This window comes from Nitrospira sp. CR1.1, assembly GCA_014055465.1.
Classification (GTDB): domain Bacteria; phylum Nitrospirota; class Nitrospiria; order Nitrospirales; family Nitrospiraceae; genus Nitrospira_A.
Map to the genome: position 1 here is coordinate 102,878 of WIAF01000004.1, position 14,566 is coordinate 117,443.

The following is a 14,566-nucleotide window of genomic DNA, read 5'->3' on the forward strand; positions in this document are numbered from 1 at the left end:
TCACCGTTTTCCTTTCTGCGTCCGCACATAGGGAGCGATCAAGAGATTCAAGCGTCGTTTTGCTGAAGCAGACATTTTGTCCGGAGCGGTGACCAGCGCCGTGGCCAACGCTCGCCGGCAACCGCAAGCCCGGGCTGGATCCAGCTTGGGCACCGCAACCTTCAACACATCCTTGGCCAAGGCCACGTTCCGATGCAACGTGGACAGGATCGCCTCAACGGTGACCGCCTCTTCGGTCTCATGCCAGCAGTCGTAGTCGGTCGCCAGCGCCATTGTGGCGTAACACAGTTCAGCCTCGCGGGCGAGTTTGGCTTCCGGCATGTTGGTCATCCCGATGACATCCACTCCCCACTGCCGATACAAGCGAGATTCCGCCTTGGTCGAAAACTGCGGGCCTTCCATACACACATAGGTCCCACCGCGCTGAAGCGTCGCACCCACAGATCGTCCCGCCGCCTCCAACACATCGGCTAAAGAGGAGCAGACCGGCTCGCTGAAGCCAACATGCGCCACGATGCCCTCGTCGAAAAACGTCGAAACCCGCCGCTTCGTGAGATCGATAAATTGGTCGGGCAACACCACGTGGCCTGGCTGAATAGTTTCCTTCATGCTTCCGACGGCGCTGATCGAGATGATTTGCGTCACCCCTAATGACTTCAGCGCATAAATATTCGCGCGATAATTGATACTACCGGGATTGATCCGGTGCCCGCGTCCATGCCGGGATAGAAAGGCCACTCCCATGCCTCCCAGGACCCCGACCACGATGGCATCCGACGGCGCGCCGAACGGCGTACGGAGACGCACTTCGCGGACCTGCTCCAGTCCTTCGACCTGGTACAACCCGCTCCCGCCGATGATACCGACGGCCGGCTGAACGGCCTTCTTCGATTTCCTCATGATGCCGATTCCATTTCTATGGTCAGCGACGCGTGCCTATCCGGCGAGCGCCGCTGATCTAATTTCTGGACAAATGAATGAACGGTTTCCATGAGACGCCCGGCCACGTCCTCCGGTGCCTCCTGCTCACTCAGCAACCACCACTGCAGACCCGGCTCCTTCCGGAACCACGTCAACTGACGTTTGGCGTAATGTCTGGTATCGCGCTTCAATAGACGCAACGCTTCGGCGCGACCATAGTCGCCGGCCAGATACCCCGCGACCTGCTGGTACCCCAACCCCTTCATGGCGCCCGTCTCACGCCTGTATCCCTTAGCGAGCAACTGCGCGGTTTCTTCCACGACTCCTCGCGCAAACATCGCCTCCACCCGCTCGTCGATCCGCCGGTACAGCTGTGCGCGCTCGCGGTTCAATCCGATCATGAGCACGGAGAACGGTTGTTCGGCAAACCGATGTTCCTGCTGAACATCCGACAGCCGTCGTCCCGACAGATGAAACACTTCAAGCGCCCGCACGATTTTCACCTCGTCGTGGGGATGCAGCCGCGCTGCCAGTTCGGGATCGACCCGCGCCAATTCGGCATGCAGGAAGGATCGTCCCTGCCCCTGGGCCCTCTGCAACAGGGAGGCGCGAAACGCCTGGTCCGCCCGCGGCGCATCACAGAGTCCGTGAATCAACGTCCGCACGTAGAGCCCGGTCCCGCCAACGATCAATGGCAGCCGCCGTTCCCCGTACAGCCGTTCTATTTCCTGCAAGGCCAGCTGGCGATATTGCCCGGCATTAAACGACCCGTCAGGATCGACCAGATCGATGAGGCGATGCGGCACCCCCTGCCGCTGCGTCACGGTCGGCTTATCCGTCGCAACATCCATCCCGCGATAGACCTGGCGCGAATCCGCCGTCAACAGATCCGTCTCCAAGCTGCGGGCCAGCCGGAGCCCGATCTCGCTTTTCCCCACGGCGGTCGGCCCGACCAGCACCACCAGCGGCCGCGACGCCAGGACGGATTCGGTAAGCCGGACCATACGTCTCTGCGTCCTCCGCTTAGGCGCGATCGAACAACCGAGCCAGTTCGTCGCCTGACAGCCGGAACGCCACACGCCGTCCATGCGGACAGGTCATGATCAGTCCCTCTGCAACCCAATCCCGCACCAACTGTGTGATTTCGGGTAACGCCAGGGATCGGCCGGCCCGAACGGCCGCATGGCACGCCAGCGATGCCAGGATCGGTTTCACCTTCGTCTCGAGCGAGGAAATTGAATCCCACTGTTCGAGATCATCAATCAGGTCTTGCACTAAGGCGGCCAAATCGGGATGTCCTAACATGATCGGCAGACTGCGGATCAGAAACGACGAGGGCCCGAACGGCTCGATGAGCAACCCGAGCCGTTCCAGTTCCGGCACATGCCGCTGCAAAATGACGGCTTGCTGCACCGGCAACTCCAGGGTTTCCGGCAACAGCAACGGTTGGGAAGTGACCGTGCGCCCTTGCCAAGCTCGCCAGAGCCTCTCGAACAGCACGCGCTCATGCGCCGTATGCTGATCGACGACTTGAAGCTCGTTCCCGACCTGCGCGATCAGATACGTACGGTTTATTTGCCCGAGGGCAAGAATATCCGAAGAGGCACTCGACGCGTACGCTGTGCTCCCCTCTCCCACAAAAGAGGTTTGGCTCTCCCGTGAGGCAGGCGGCGTCACACAGGCCTGTGGCCTCGCCATCGATTCATGGGGGGTGCCGATGGATTCAGTATGTCCGCTTTCAGGTAACGATGTGATCGAGGGGACTACTCCGGTCATTTGAGCATGGACAACCCCTGCCATCGACGATTCCACCTGTGCCCGGCCAAGCGTCTGGCGCACGGCGGAGCGGACCAACTGGTGGATTTGCTCGGTATCCGCGAAGCGAACCTCGCGTTTGGTGGGATGCACATTCACATCCACCCGGTGGGGTTCCACATCCAGAAACAACACAAACAGCGGCGCATGGCCCTTGGCCAGAAAGGAGCTGTAGCCATCAACGACGGCGTGTTGCACCGTGCTGTTTTTGATGGGACGACGATTGACGAATAACTCCTGCGGCGTCCGGCCAGCGCGGGCCCGGACCGGATCGACGATGAACCCCTTCAGCGACAGGCCGTTGCGCTCGACATCGACGGCTAAGGCCCGCTCACCAAACGCGGCTCGGTACACCTGCAGCACTCGATCACGCGGCGAGGACACGGCGGGCAGGGCAAAGACTTCGTATCCGTTGTGTACCAGGCGCATATACACCTGCGGCCAGGCTAACGCGGCCTGCTGAACCACATGGCTGATATGCGAAAACTCGGTCGTGGTGGATTTGAGAAACTTCCGGCGGGCCGGCGTATTGAAGAACAGTTCCGACACTTCAATCGAGGTGCCGGGGATCGCCGCCGCATCCTCTACACGGGTGATGGTTCCTCCCGTGAGCCAGAGCTGGGCGCCCACGTGATCATTGCGGGCCACTGTGGTCAGACGGATTTTCGAGACGGCGGCAATACTCGGGAGGGCTTCCCCTCGAAATCCCATCGTGCGAACAGCGCCGAGCTGCTGATCCGACTGGAGTTTACTCGTGGCATGCCGCTCGAAGGCCAGAGAGGCATCACCACGCGACATGCCCTCGCCGTCGTCGCTGACCCGAATCAGCCCGAGGCCTCCGTCTTTGATCTCAACGGTAATCGAGCTACTGCCGGCATCGAGGCTGTTTTCGAGTAATTCTTTCACCACTGCGGCCGGGCGTTCGACGACTTCGCCGGCCGCGATGCGTCCGATGACGTCGCTTGGGAGAACCCGAATCTTTCCCACGTTACTGGCGATGTCCATGGGAGGAAGCGCCCCCTGCGAGGTGAGTGGAGGATGGCTCAGCGGAGAGGAGAGCGGCCCAAAACCGCAGGGTCATCGAATCTCGGCCATCTTCGTCTTCGCGAGCTTGGCTTCGTCCGATGTGGAATACTCCTCAATGACCCGCTTGAGATACTTGCGAGATTTTGCGGTATCTCCGGTTTCAGCCGCTGAGAGGCCCAGTTTAAACAGCGCGGCCGGCACCTTCTCATTGCCCGCATACTCATTCACCACGTGCTCAAACGACTGCATGGCACGGATGTAATCCTTCTGACCGTAATACGATTCTCCCAGCCAATAATGCGCATTGGGTGTCAGTGAGGTCGAAGGAAAATCCTTGATGAAGTGCTGAAACCCGCCGACCGCCAAATCAAACTTCCCGTTGAGGTAGTCGTTATACGCCAGGTTGAACGCCGAGGTCGGAGTGATCGACGGGACACCCGGTATGATGGATGGAACTTCGATTGGTCCCGATGGCTTCGAGGTACGTGCCTGACGGCTGGCTTCTGCGAGCGCCACATCTGACCGGATAGACGCTGCTTGCGCCAACTGCGCTTCCTCTATCTTGGCCAACCGCCCCTCCAGCTTTTGAAGTCGGGCCAGAGCCTCGTCCAAACGCAATTTCCCGCCTTCCGGCTCGCGCACCCGCTCAAGCGATTCCAGCCGGCGCTGCATCGCCTCGAATCGCTTCTGTTCCTGATCCTGTGCCCGAGCAATGATGGAGATCTGATCCCGGATCTCTAGGAAATCGGCATGTTTTGCACAGCCCGCCACCACCAGTCCGCAGGCCAGCGTGGCACTCACCCGCACTACCCTCACAAATCGGAGCTTCATCGTTAGTGCAACTCCTTTAGTTGATTCAATTTGTCCATGGCCTTATTGGCCTCCGGAGATCTCGGATAGAGGTCGATCACCTGTTTCAGAGCGGAAGCCGCTTTTTTCCGATCCTTCAGCGCCAGGTAGGCATACCCTTTTTTCAGGAGGGCCGCCGGCACTTTTTCGCTGGCAGGATGATTCAACTGCACTTGATCATAGGCATCGATGGCGCGCGAATAATCCTTTTTGCCGTAAAACGATTCGCCCAACCAAAAGCGGGCGTTGGGAGCCAGGTCAGAGTGCGGATGCTGAACGAGAAACTCCGCAAAGCCCTGGCGAGCGCCTTCCAGATCACCATCCTTGAACCGAGTCAACGTCCGTTCGTACGACTCCCGATCCGCCATTAACGCCGCGCTACGATTCTCTGCGCGGGGAGTACTGGCAGCGGCCGACGCAAAGTCCGGCGCCGGGGACAGCGATGGACCCGGGGCAGGGGCTGCTTGCGGAAGCGGAGTCGCTTCGGCGATGGCCGGGGCCGGTTCGGTTCGCTGAGAGGCGCTCGCGCGCAGGGCGGACAAGTGCTGCTCGACCTGCTTCAAGAACGCATGTTGATTTTCGAGATTCTTATCGAGCGTCTGGATTTGCGCTTGGACGTGCGTCAGTTCGCGCGTCGTGTCATCCAGACGCCGCTCATGGTCGTCCTCGCGAGATACGAATTTGCCGCCGGCGTTTTCCAGCGCCTTGGCCACCGAGGCGACACTCCGATTGACCTCATTGAAGTGGTCCGCGGTGACTTTATTATCGGCATCGATTTTCCCGGCCAGCACATCGGTCCGTTTGCTCAACGTGGTCGTATCCTGCTCCAGGGTCGCGGCCAAATGCTTGACCGTCTGGTCCTGTTGCACGACGCGTTCACCCAGGCTGCCCAGCGCTTGCTTGAAGTCCACCAGCGCCTGATTGAACCTGGTGACCTGATCAGCCAGAACTTTGTTTTGCGAGTCGAGCTGGGCAATATTCTGCGACCGAGTTTCCAACCCATGCAGCAATTTCTGCTGTTCGTCCAAGCGCGAATCGACTTTTTGCGCGAGGCCCGTCGTGGTTTTCTGCATCGCGTCCAGGACGTTCTTCTGAATGGCCTCGATGTGACTGTTGATTTGATCCAAACGCGCCGTGACCGTTGAAAGCTCCGCCCGGCTGCGGTCCCGTTCCCCCTTGAGCATGGCGTCTTGATCGACCAGCTGTTTTTCCACCCAGCCCAGGCGCTTCCCTTCCTCGGTCGACCGCTTTTCCGCTTCTCCGATACGACGCTCAAATTTCCCTTCCTGGGAGGCCAGCTTGGCCAGCAAATCATCCTGCCGCGCATCTAAGCTCTGCGCGCGGTGGAGGGCCTTATCGACGTCGCCGCGCAGGGACGGAATGTCCTGCTCGCGCAGCGAAACGATTTCCTGATTTTGGCGAGCCCTGTTCTGGGCATGCTCCTCCGTCTGTTGCTTGATACGACGTTGAAGCTCCCGTTCGGTCTGTTTGAGGTCAGCCTGCTGCGCCACACATCCCGACAACAACGCGCAGCCGGTCACGACCAACGCACACATGCCGAGCCGCGCCGGCTCAGCATAGCGACCAATCGCCGCACGGTTTGCCTTCGACGGTTGATCAGTCATCTTCTTTCGATAAGGCCGTTCACTGTTCATGACAGGTCTCCTTGACCGGCGTCTGTTCCGGAGAATCATGTCACATCATCCATGATTGGAACAGTTATTTCGAGCGGACCACCACATGCCCGCGACGATTCTGTTGATAGCAGCTTTCATTGCGCTCGTTGCAGAACGGCCGTTCTTTTCCATAGGACACCACCGACAACCGGTTAGCGCCGATGCCGAGTTCGACCAGATAGTTCCGCACAGCCTTGGCTCGCTTTTCGCCCAATACGAGATTATAGGCCAGCGTGCCGCGTTCGTCACAATGACCTTCAATCTTGACCAACGCCCCGGCATTCGCCTTGATCCATTGAGCGTCCTGCGTCAACGATTGCCGGCCATCTTCCGTAATCGTCCAGCTGTCGTAGCCGAAAAACACATCGCGCAATCCGGCTTCCACCGATGCCGCCTGCTCCTTCGCCTGCTCCCGGCGAATTTCCTCGATCTGGCGCGCCGTGCTTTCCGACGGTTCGACCTTGGCCAACATCGTTCCGCCGCCGCCGAGCCGTTCCTCGGACGGGGCCTTGCCGCCCGACACGGAATCGAATCCGCGCAGGCCGCCGGTCTCAGGGTCTTCCGGCTTGGTGGAGAGAGACAAGTCCGGGAACGTGGCGCTGGGAGCATCCAGGTTCGGGCTTGCTCCCATTGACCCCGTCGAGCCCATCGCGCTTGGAGCAGGCCCGCCCGACTTCGCCATCCCGCGCTCCGAGGACTGGGCATCGCCGCCGGATTGAATCGATTTCTTGGAACACCCTCCCTGAATGACCAACAGCATCCCGACTACCATGGTCAGGCCCATTGTCGCTACCCGTATCCTCATATCGTCACTCCTCATCGCTGGTGAATGGTTAGTATGTCCGTAGATCCTGTCAATCGCGTGTTCAATCCTAAAGTGCCGGAGACCAGGACGGCGAACTATTGTGTGTGCCGCCGAATGTAATGCGTTCCAGATTTTTTCCGTCCGTATCTACCATGTAAATGTGGCTCTTGCCGTCAACGGTCGAGCTGAAGGTCAGGTGCCGGCCGTCAGGAGACCAGGACGGCGAGTCGTCGATCCCGGGGCCTGTCGTGACCTGCACCCGTTTTTGACCGTCAGGCGACACGATGCACAACTTGTATAACCGCTGGGCCGTTCGACAGACATACGCGAGCCAGTTTCCTCGCGGCGACCACGCCGGAGCGGCATTGTAATCCCCTTCATAGGTCAGACGGCGCACGTTGGAACCGTCAGCGCTCATGACGAACACCTGCGGGGCTCCGCCACGATCAGACGTGAACGCAATTTCCCGTCCGGTGGGAGACCAGGTTGGTGACAAATCGCCTCCCTGATTGACCGTCAGACGCTGGGGGGCCTTGGTTCTCGTATCGAGCTTATAGATTTCCGAATTGCCGTCCTGACTGCTGGCAAATGCCAGATAGTTCCCGTCCGGCGACAAGGCCGGGGTGATGTTCAGCCCCGCCATGGACACCAGCGTCCAGCGTTTGCCCGTCGCAAGCTCCAGGATATCAATGTCCTGGGTATTCCGGCTCCGATAGGCCGTAAACACAATAAACCGGCGATCGGGCGACCACCTCGGCATGAGGTTCAGAAAACCGTCCGCCGTGATCTGTTTGGGCTCGTGACCATCGTAGTCCATCACAAATAATTCGCGGGCATTCCCGTGCTCTGCGACATAGACGATCTTGGTTCTGGCGATCCCCGGTTCTCCGGTATAACGAAAGACCAGCTCATCGGCAAACCGATGCGCCATCAACCGGACCACCGACGTGGACCCGACGTAACGCTTGCCTCCGACGACTTCATCGCTGCCGCTGTCATACACAAAGCCGTCCATCAGCAACTCACTGTCTTTGCTGCCGTTCTTCTGCCCGGATTTCCCCCATACCAGTACTGACACCCCATTCTCGGCAGCTTGTTTGAACACCGCCTTATCCGTCGTCGTCACCTCGCGTGTTTTGACGCCGATTCCAGGCAAATCCACGAGTGAAAACACCAGGGATCGTTGCAGGTCGGCCTTCAACACTTCTTCGAGCCGGCCGCCGAGCCATTCCGGACCGCCGCCGTTCTGAAACCCGAACACCCCGATGGGAATTTTTTGAAAATCCGGCCGGGTCGCTTCAAGAAAGACATCAGTGGCGCGGGAGTCCAGAATTCCGAACAAGCCGGCTCCAACCATGACGCAAAGGGCAATCATAAGACCGATGATCACACGATTCATCCTGCAGCCTCGCCTACGGCAAAAGTGAAGTGGGCATCGAAATACGATTCTGTCAGATCAGGCGGAAAGGGCGGCAACGGAATCGCGCTTTGCACGGCGCGCTGCGCAGCCATGTCGTAGTAGTCATTGCCGGAAGACTGTTCGATGATCACGCTTCCAACCCGACCATCTCGCTCCAACCGAAATCGCACGGTCACCGTCAGCGCCTTGCCTGAAATATCAACCGGCGGCGCCGTCCAAAATGCGCTGATCCGCGCCTGAACCCGGGCCAAGTACGGATTGGATCCGGACACTCCCGGCATCCGCAGCATGGGAACGGGCTTGGTTCGGGGAATACTCGCCGTGACCGGTGGCGCCGCCGCAGGAGGCTGTGGCTCGCGGAACATCGGCTTGACCTCTCGCACCGGCTCGGACGCTTTGACAGGCGGAGGCGCCTGAAGTTTCTTCAGATCCTGGAGCTCGCGGTCGAGATCACTGGTCATTTCCTCGGACAGTGATGCGCGCTTCGGGGGCGCGACATTCGGTTTCGGGGGCTCTTGTGGGGGCGCAACCTGAGGAGCGGCCATGTCAGGCACATTGAGCTTCTTTAACATGGCATCCAGATCTGATCGTTCAGGCGCGCCCAATTTCGGCTGGGCGGTTTTTTTGACCTCGGCCGGCTTCATGGGCGCGAGGTCCCCATACTTGGGCGCGTCCGTCGGCAATTCCACATCCTTCATCACATCTCGAAGCACATCCGCCCTCTTGGTGACGGGAGCGGAAGAGGGCGATTTGGCTGCCTGTGGTATCGGTTGCGGCGCCGCCAACACGGGAGCCTGCAATCGGGGTGCAGGCACCGGAGCAGGAGCTGGTGGAGAAGCCTTGGCAACCGGAGCCGCCTGAACCGGCATGGGAGTCGGAGCCGGCGGGGGAGGCGGAGTCTGCACAGGTTTGGGGGGCACGGGAATCGGAGCGGACTGCACCGGCTTCGGCGCCGGTCTCGGTACGGGCTTTTCAACCTTCTCGACCTTGGGCTCAGGCTTCGCCTCCATCGGCGGAAGGGTCACCAGGGAGACTTCCACAGCCGACAAAGGGCGTTCTGTTTTCTTCAAGAACTTGGCGCCCATAATGATGGAGAGGAGACACAGGTGCAGCAGTAGGGACACGACCACCGTCTTGCGTAGACGGTCACCTCCGGCATCACCCATATCTCCGATCAGGGACAGCGCGGTATGTCTTGGCAGGGTTTGGAACGTCATGACTTGCGATACGACTGTGAGGCGCGCGAGTCGCGGCGCCGCTACTTCTTGCGTGGCTGCGAGGGAGTCGCGACCGAGTCACTCACCCGCTCGGCCCCCGTGGGCTCCGTCACCATACCAAGCTTTTCAATGCCGGCTTTTTTGACACTATCCATCACTTGCACCACGATCCCGTACGGCACATCTCGATCCGCCCGCAGATACAGCGAAACATCCGGACTCTGATCCTTGAGCGCCCGAAGCTTTCGCTCCAACTGCACCACACTGACCGGGTCCTTATCCAAATACAATCGTTGATCGCGCTCAATGGACAAAACCGCTCTCGCTTCAGGCTTAATCGTATTGCTCGCCGATTTGGGGAGATTGATGTCCATCCCGCGATACAACATCGGCGCCGTCACCATGAAAATGACGAGCAACACCAACACCACATCCACCAGCGGAATCACGTTGATCTCGGCCATGAACCGGCGGTGGCGGGTTTCCGACGTCATTACTGAACTCCGGCCTGGGGCTGCTTCAAGCGAGTCTGCAACGAACGCGTGGCTTCAACGGTAAATGACTCAATTCGAAACACCGTCTTCCGAATACGGGTCAGGTAATAGTTGTAGAAGATCACCGCAGGGATGGCGGTGAACAAGCCGGCGGCCGTCGCCACCAAGGCTTCGGACACGCCCGGGGCCACGGCCGCAATGCTGGCCGTTCCCTGCATGCCGATCTCGCGGAAGGAATCAATGATGCCCAACACCGTGCCGAGCAGGCCGATGAAGGGCGTAATATTTCCCGTGGTCGCCAGCACCGGTAGGTAAGACTCCAATTGGGAGACTTGATTCTGCACGAGGTACGAGACGGTTTTATCCATGTACTGGTGATCGAAAGCCGGCCCCGACTCCTTCGATCCAGCCCCTGCGTGGGACGCGCTCAGTAGGCCGTCCCCCGAGGTCGACACCACACGATCCATGATGCCCTGAAACACGCGCGCACTCGGGCTACCCTCCGCGCGTTGGGACTGCCGATACAATTCATCCAGATCGCGGATCTTCGTAAACGCATTAAAAAACCGCTGGTCTTCACGATCAGCCGCCTTGAAGGTCCGCCATTTATACAAAATCACGCCCCAGGAAAGAATCGAGGCGACCAAGAGGAGCAGGAGCACGATTTTCGACACCGCTCCTAGCGAGCCCAGCAACCCCATCACGCCTGATTGGAACATGAGCCTAGACCTTTCCCTTCACATGGCGTCGCATGAAAACGGTAGCATGGATTGTACCAAAAGCTGGGGGAATGGCGGGGCCGACGGGATTTGAACCCGCGACTTCCAGATTGACAATCTGGCGTCCTAACCAGGCTGAACGACGGCCCCACGCAACCCAAGATGGCGGAAGAAGAATTCAGATCTTCAGAATCAAACTGTCTAAATACTGTAGCGCGTACTCTTGTACATCACTACTAATGGATAAGGCAATGCCCAGCACGCAATTTCCTGTATTTCTTATTGGTAGGCGGAACAGGGATCGAACCTGTGACCTCTGCCTTGTAAGGGCAGCGCTCTCCCAATTGAGCTATCCGCCCGTTTTTTCTCGCTCCCGGCAGATTTTTGGGATGCTATCAACTCCACCTTGCAGTGTCAACCAAGACATGCATTATTCTTGCACGATTTTTGTCCTGCGCAAGTGAATGTCCTCTGACGGACACTGATCGCCCCATCGCCCGTTCAACGACGGGGTTTGTTGCGCGGAAAACACGCCGTGTGGACTTTTTTCAACTGTGCCGCATCGACATGGGTATAAATTTGCGTGGTCGCAATGTCGGCATGCCCCAACATCGCCTGCACAGAGCGCAAGTCGGCCCCCCTCTGCAAAAGATGCGTGGCAAACGAATGGCGCAGCATGTGCGGTGATGGCAGGCGCGCAATTCCCGCCCGCTGAGCCCGCGCGCGCAAGAGTTTCCAAAATGCCTGCCGGGTCAAGGGCGTGCCGCGGCGGGTGACGAACACAAATCGTGACGATCGTTGCTTCAACAGCATCGGCCTCGCACCCAACACATAGGCCTGCACCTCCGCCACCGCCGGCCGTCCGATCGGTACCACCCGCTGCTTGTCGCCTTTTCCCGTAATGCCAACATACCCTACCTCAAGATTGCACTGATCCATCCGCAAGGCAATCAACTCCGACACACGCAGCCCCGCAGCATAGAGCACTTCCACCATTGCGCGATCACGGTGATCTTCGGGCGCCAGGCGATGCGGGAGATCCAGAAGCCTGGTCACCTCTTCCAGGCTCAATGTTTTTGGCAAGCGTCGCACCCGCGACGTGCTCCGTAGACTGACCGTCGGATTCGCGCTGACAATGCCTTCCTGCTTTAGAAAACGGAAAAAGCCGCGCACCGCCGCCAATGCCCGCGCGCGCGAGGAAGCGGCAAGTCCGCCGCGATGCAACTGTTCGAGAAACGCCGCGAGCAACGGAGGAGACACATGGCAAGGATCATCGACATGCTGATCGCGAAGATAGCGCTGAAAGACTTTCACATCCCGTTGGTAGGCCGACAAGGTATGTCGTGAGAGTCCGCGCACAATCCGCACATCGTCACAATAACGCGCGACGAGCGGCTCCAACGGAAGCGATTCCGACTCCTGCGGAGCGCGGCCTGCCACATCACGGTCCTTCAAGGACGCCCTCATGAGGGATGGCTCGGAGCATGCTTGATCGACTATAGCCAAGCCTCGATCTGAACACAACGCCATCACCCCGACTTACCTTGACACCCCAGCACCTGTTTCCTATAGTAGCCACCATTGCGGCGAGAGCGTTCGCCATGCACAGGAGTCAATGGTTCCTCGATCCGTATCCCGCGCCCCGCATCTCCGCGCGTGCAGCGTCGCCCTCGCGGTGGCGCTCCTCGTAGGCTTTGCCGCGCTCGGCGACGCAGCCCCTGCGCCCAAGACTCCGTCCGCACCCCGTTCGAACCAGGCGAAACCGCCCGCAAACACCGGCCAATCCTCCTTAGATCAGGCCAAACGGCTGATCGACGCGGAACAGCCGGAAGCTGCAGCCGTCATGCTGCGACGGTTCATCGAAGGCGGCCCCGCGCCGGATCTCCTCGACGACGCCTATCTCCTGATGGCCGCCGCCATGTACGGCATGAAGGAGCATGCGGAAACCATCCGCTACGTCAATCAGCTGCTCGGGGAGTTTCCGAACTCAGACCTAGTTGACCGGGCAAAGCTCCTGCTCGCCAGGTCCCACGCCAGGGCCGGCAATCTGGATCTCGCGCTGCCTCTGCTTTCCGAAGTGCGCAGCCTGTCCGCCGATCCCACCATCAAGCGCGACGCCCTGCGGCTGACAGGAGAGTTTCAAGCACAGAAAAAGGATTTTCTCCGGGCCATTCAAGCCTGGCTTGATGAGCTACCGCTGGATGTTGGCGACCAGGCACACGAAACCGAGATGCAGATTCGAGAACTGGTCAACGACAAACTCGACGGGCCGTCGCTGATGCGCGTCCGTGATGCCTACCCGAAGACATTCCCCGGCGACTTGGCCTCCATCAAGCTCATCGACCTCCATACCGCTGCCGGAGAGGACCATTTAGTCGAGCGGGACTTGCGCCTCTTTTTGAGCCGCTTCCCCAACCATCCCTACGCCGCGAAAGCCGCCGAGCTCCAGAGCGTGGTGCGAACCAAATTCAAATCGCACCCCTACGCCATTGCCGCCATTTTTCCCATGTCCGGCAAACTCGCCCCTTTCGGCACAGAAGTGTTGAACGGGATCCAACTCGCGCTGGAGCGACCGAAAGACGGAGGCGAAAGCCCGTCGATCGGCCTCATCGTCAAAGATACGGAATCCGACCGCTCGACATTCCTCGACGAACTCTCCTCGGTCTTATCCGATGACCGGCCGCTTGCCGTCATCGGGCCGTTGCTGTCGAAAAACCTGCCGGTCATGGCCGAGCTGGCCGAACGCACCCACATCCCGTTGATCACCCCCAGTGCGACCATCCCGAACTTGCGTCGCTTCGGCAACTATGTCTTCAGTACGGCGCTGACCTACGGGCATCAAGCCAAACGGATGGCGGAGTATGCCGTCAAAGAGCAACAGTTCAAACGGTTCGCCATTCTCTATCCCGATACCCCGTACGGCCGCGACCTGGCGCGCCTCTTCGCGCAAGAAATCCGGCAACAGGATGGAGAACTGATCGTCAGCGAACCCTACAAGGAAGGTGACACCGACTTCCGGGCCGTGATCGGCAAGCTCAAAGCCGAAGATCTGAAGCGGTATGGCGTCGAGGTGCAAGTCGACAACGATCCGGCCAAAACCGGAATCAGGCGGGGAGGCAAAAAAGGCAAACGCCTACTCTATTCGCCAGGATTCGACGCTGTGTTTATCCCCGGACGTTCATTGGATGTGGGCCTGTTGGCGGCCCAACTGGCCTTTTACGACATCGCCGTTCCGCTGCTCGGCGCCAATGGATGGAACACCCCGGATTTCGCGCGCGTGGCCGATCGTAGCGTTGAAGGCAGCGTGTTTGCGGACGGATTCTTCTCCGACAGCACCAGCCCGGTCGTGCAGGAATTCGTGGAACGGTATCGCAAACGATTCCAAGCCACGCCGTCGCTCTTCGCCGCCCAAGGATATGACGCCGCACGACTGGCGGTGGAAGCGATCCGGCGAGGCGCCACGAGCGGAGAAGCGGTCCGTGACTATTTGATGATGCAGCATGACCTGCCGACCTTGAGCGGCCCCAGCGGGTTTAGCCCCGACGGCACCCTCAATCGCCACGTCTTCCTCATTCAAGTCAAACAAGGCAAGTTCGTCCCCCTGGAGTAGCCCGCCGGTCAGGG

12 protein-coding genes and 2 tRNA genes are annotated in these 14,566 nt (G+C 59.5%); 1 reads left to right on the forward strand and 13 read right to left on the reverse strand.

Going from position 1 to position 14,566, the window contains the following annotated elements:
- The 13 genes from mtnP to xerD all read right to left on the reverse strand — a co-directional run bounded on the left by mtnP (window position 1) and on the right by xerD (window position 12,475).
- Window positions 1-900 (reverse strand): S-methyl-5'-thioadenosine phosphorylase, encoded by a 900-nt coding sequence (gene mtnP / locus GDA65_09480; protein MBA5862925.1) that lies wholly within the window; start codon window positions 898-900, stop codon window positions 1-3.
- The gene (gene miaA / locus GDA65_09485) at window positions 897-1,925 is read right to left on the reverse strand and encodes a tRNA (adenosine(37)-N6)-dimethylallyltransferase MiaA (GenBank protein MBA5862926.1); all 1,029 of its coding nucleotides are present in this window, start codon (window positions 1,923-1,925) and stop codon (window positions 897-899) included. The genes mtnP and miaA overlap by 4 nt, the downstream gene beginning before the upstream one ends.
- A gap of 19 nt (window positions 1,926-1,944) precedes the next feature.
- Window positions 1,945-3,741, reverse strand: coding sequence for a DNA mismatch repair endonuclease MutL (gene mutL, locus GDA65_09490; GenBank protein ID MBA5862927.1), 1,797 nt, complete (start codon window positions 3,739-3,741; stop codon window positions 1,945-1,947).
- 72 nt (window positions 3,742-3,813) lie between these two features.
- Window positions 3,814-4,593 carry a tol-pal system protein YbgF gene (gene ybgF / locus GDA65_09495; GenBank protein ID MBA5862928.1) on the reverse strand — a complete coding sequence of 260 codons (780 nt, stop codon included), beginning with the start codon at window positions 4,591-4,593 and terminating at the stop codon, window positions 3,814-3,816.
- A 2-nt stretch (window positions 4,594-4,595) separates the two neighbouring features.
- Complete coding sequence (gene ybgF / locus GDA65_09500) at window positions 4,596-6,305, reverse strand: tol-pal system protein YbgF (GenBank protein ID MBA5862929.1); 1,710 nt, start codon at window positions 6,303-6,305, stop codon at window positions 4,596-4,598.
- Between the two features lie 25 nt (window positions 6,306-6,330).
- Entirely contained in the window at window positions 6,331-7,107 is a 777-nt protein-coding gene (locus GDA65_09505; protein MBA5862930.1) for an OmpA family protein, read from the reverse strand.
- Window positions 7,108-7,159: 52 nt separating this feature from the next.
- Window positions 7,160-8,491, reverse strand: a complete 1,332-nt coding sequence (gene tolB, locus GDA65_09510) for a Tol-Pal system beta propeller repeat protein TolB (GenBank protein ID MBA5862931.1) — start codon at window positions 8,489-8,491, stop codon at window positions 7,160-7,162.
- Complete coding sequence (locus tag GDA65_09515; protein MBA5862932.1) at window positions 8,488-9,678, reverse strand: TonB family protein; 1,191 nt, start codon at window positions 9,676-9,678, stop codon at window positions 8,488-8,490. Before GDA65_09515 ends, tolB begins: the two co-directional genes overlap by 4 nt.
- Before the next feature lie 92 nt (window positions 9,679-9,770).
- The gene (locus tag GDA65_09520; protein ID MBA5862933.1) at window positions 9,771-10,223 is read right to left on the reverse strand and encodes a protein TolR; all 453 of its coding nucleotides are present in this window, start codon (window positions 10,221-10,223) and stop codon (window positions 9,771-9,773) included.
- Window positions 10,223-10,942, reverse strand: a complete 720-nt coding sequence (locus GDA65_09525; protein MBA5862934.1) for a hypothetical protein — start codon at window positions 10,940-10,942, stop codon at window positions 10,223-10,225. The genes GDA65_09520 and GDA65_09525 overlap by 1 nt, the downstream gene beginning before the upstream one ends.
- A 72-nt stretch (window positions 10,943-11,014) precedes the next feature.
- Window positions 11,015-11,092, reverse strand: a tRNA-Asp gene (locus GDA65_09530).
- Between the two features lie 133 nt (window positions 11,093-11,225).
- Window positions 11,226-11,301 (reverse strand) — tRNA-Val (locus tag GDA65_09535).
- Between the two features lie 142 nt (window positions 11,302-11,443).
- On the reverse strand, window positions 11,444-12,475 hold the full coding sequence (xerD, locus tag GDA65_09540; protein MBA5862935.1) for a site-specific tyrosine recombinase XerD: 1,032 nt from the start codon (window positions 12,473-12,475) through the stop codon (window positions 11,444-11,446).
- An 82-nt stretch (window positions 12,476-12,557) separates the two neighbouring features.
- On the opposite strand from xerD, the gene GDA65_09545 reads away from it, so the two are divergent.
- Window positions 12,558-14,552 carry an ABC transporter substrate-binding protein gene (locus tag GDA65_09545; GenBank protein ID MBA5862936.1) on the forward strand — a complete coding sequence of 665 codons (1,995 nt, stop codon included), beginning with the start codon at window positions 12,558-12,560 and terminating at the stop codon, window positions 14,550-14,552.
- The last annotated feature ends 14 nt before the right edge of the window (window positions 14,553-14,566 follow it).

Bases quoted from the DNA above. Each gene is read 5' to 3' on its own strand.
- mtnP (MBA5862925.1), bottom strand. From the start codon at position 900: ATGAGGAAATCGAAGAAGGCCGTTCAGCCGGCCGTCGGTATCATCGGC.
- miaA (MBA5862926.1), bottom strand. From the start codon at position 1,925: ATGGTCCGGCTTACCGAATCCGTCCTGGCGTCGCGGCCGCTGGTGGTG.
- mutL (MBA5862927.1), bottom strand. From the start codon at position 3,741: ATGGACATCGCCAGTAACGTGGGAAAGATTCGGGTTCTCCCAAGCGAC.
- ybgF (MBA5862928.1), bottom strand. From the start codon at position 4,593: ATGAAGCTCCGATTTGTGAGGGTAGTGCGGGTGAGTGCCACGCTGGCC.
- ybgF (MBA5862929.1), bottom strand. From the start codon at position 6,305: ATGATTCTCCGGAACAGACGCCGGTCAAGGAGACCTGTCATGAACAGT.
- GDA65_09505 (MBA5862930.1), bottom strand. From the start codon at position 7,107: ATGAGGAGTGACGATATGAGGATACGGGTAGCGACAATGGGCCTGACC.
- tolB (MBA5862931.1), bottom strand. From the start codon at position 8,491: ATGAATCGTGTGATCATCGGTCTTATGATTGCCCTTTGCGTCATGGTT.
- GDA65_09515 (MBA5862932.1), bottom strand. From the start codon at position 9,678: ATGGGTGATGCCGGAGGTGACCGTCTACGCAAGACGGTGGTCGTGTCC.
- GDA65_09520 (MBA5862933.1), bottom strand. From the start codon at position 10,223: ATGACGTCGGAAACCCGCCACCGCCGGTTCATGGCCGAGATCAACGTG.
- GDA65_09525 (MBA5862934.1), bottom strand. From the start codon at position 10,942: ATGTTCCAATCAGGCGTGATGGGGTTGCTGGGCTCGCTAGGAGCGGTG.
- GDA65_09545 (MBA5862936.1), top strand. From the start codon at position 12,558: ATGGTTCCTCGATCCGTATCCCGCGCCCCGCATCTCCGCGCGTGCAGC.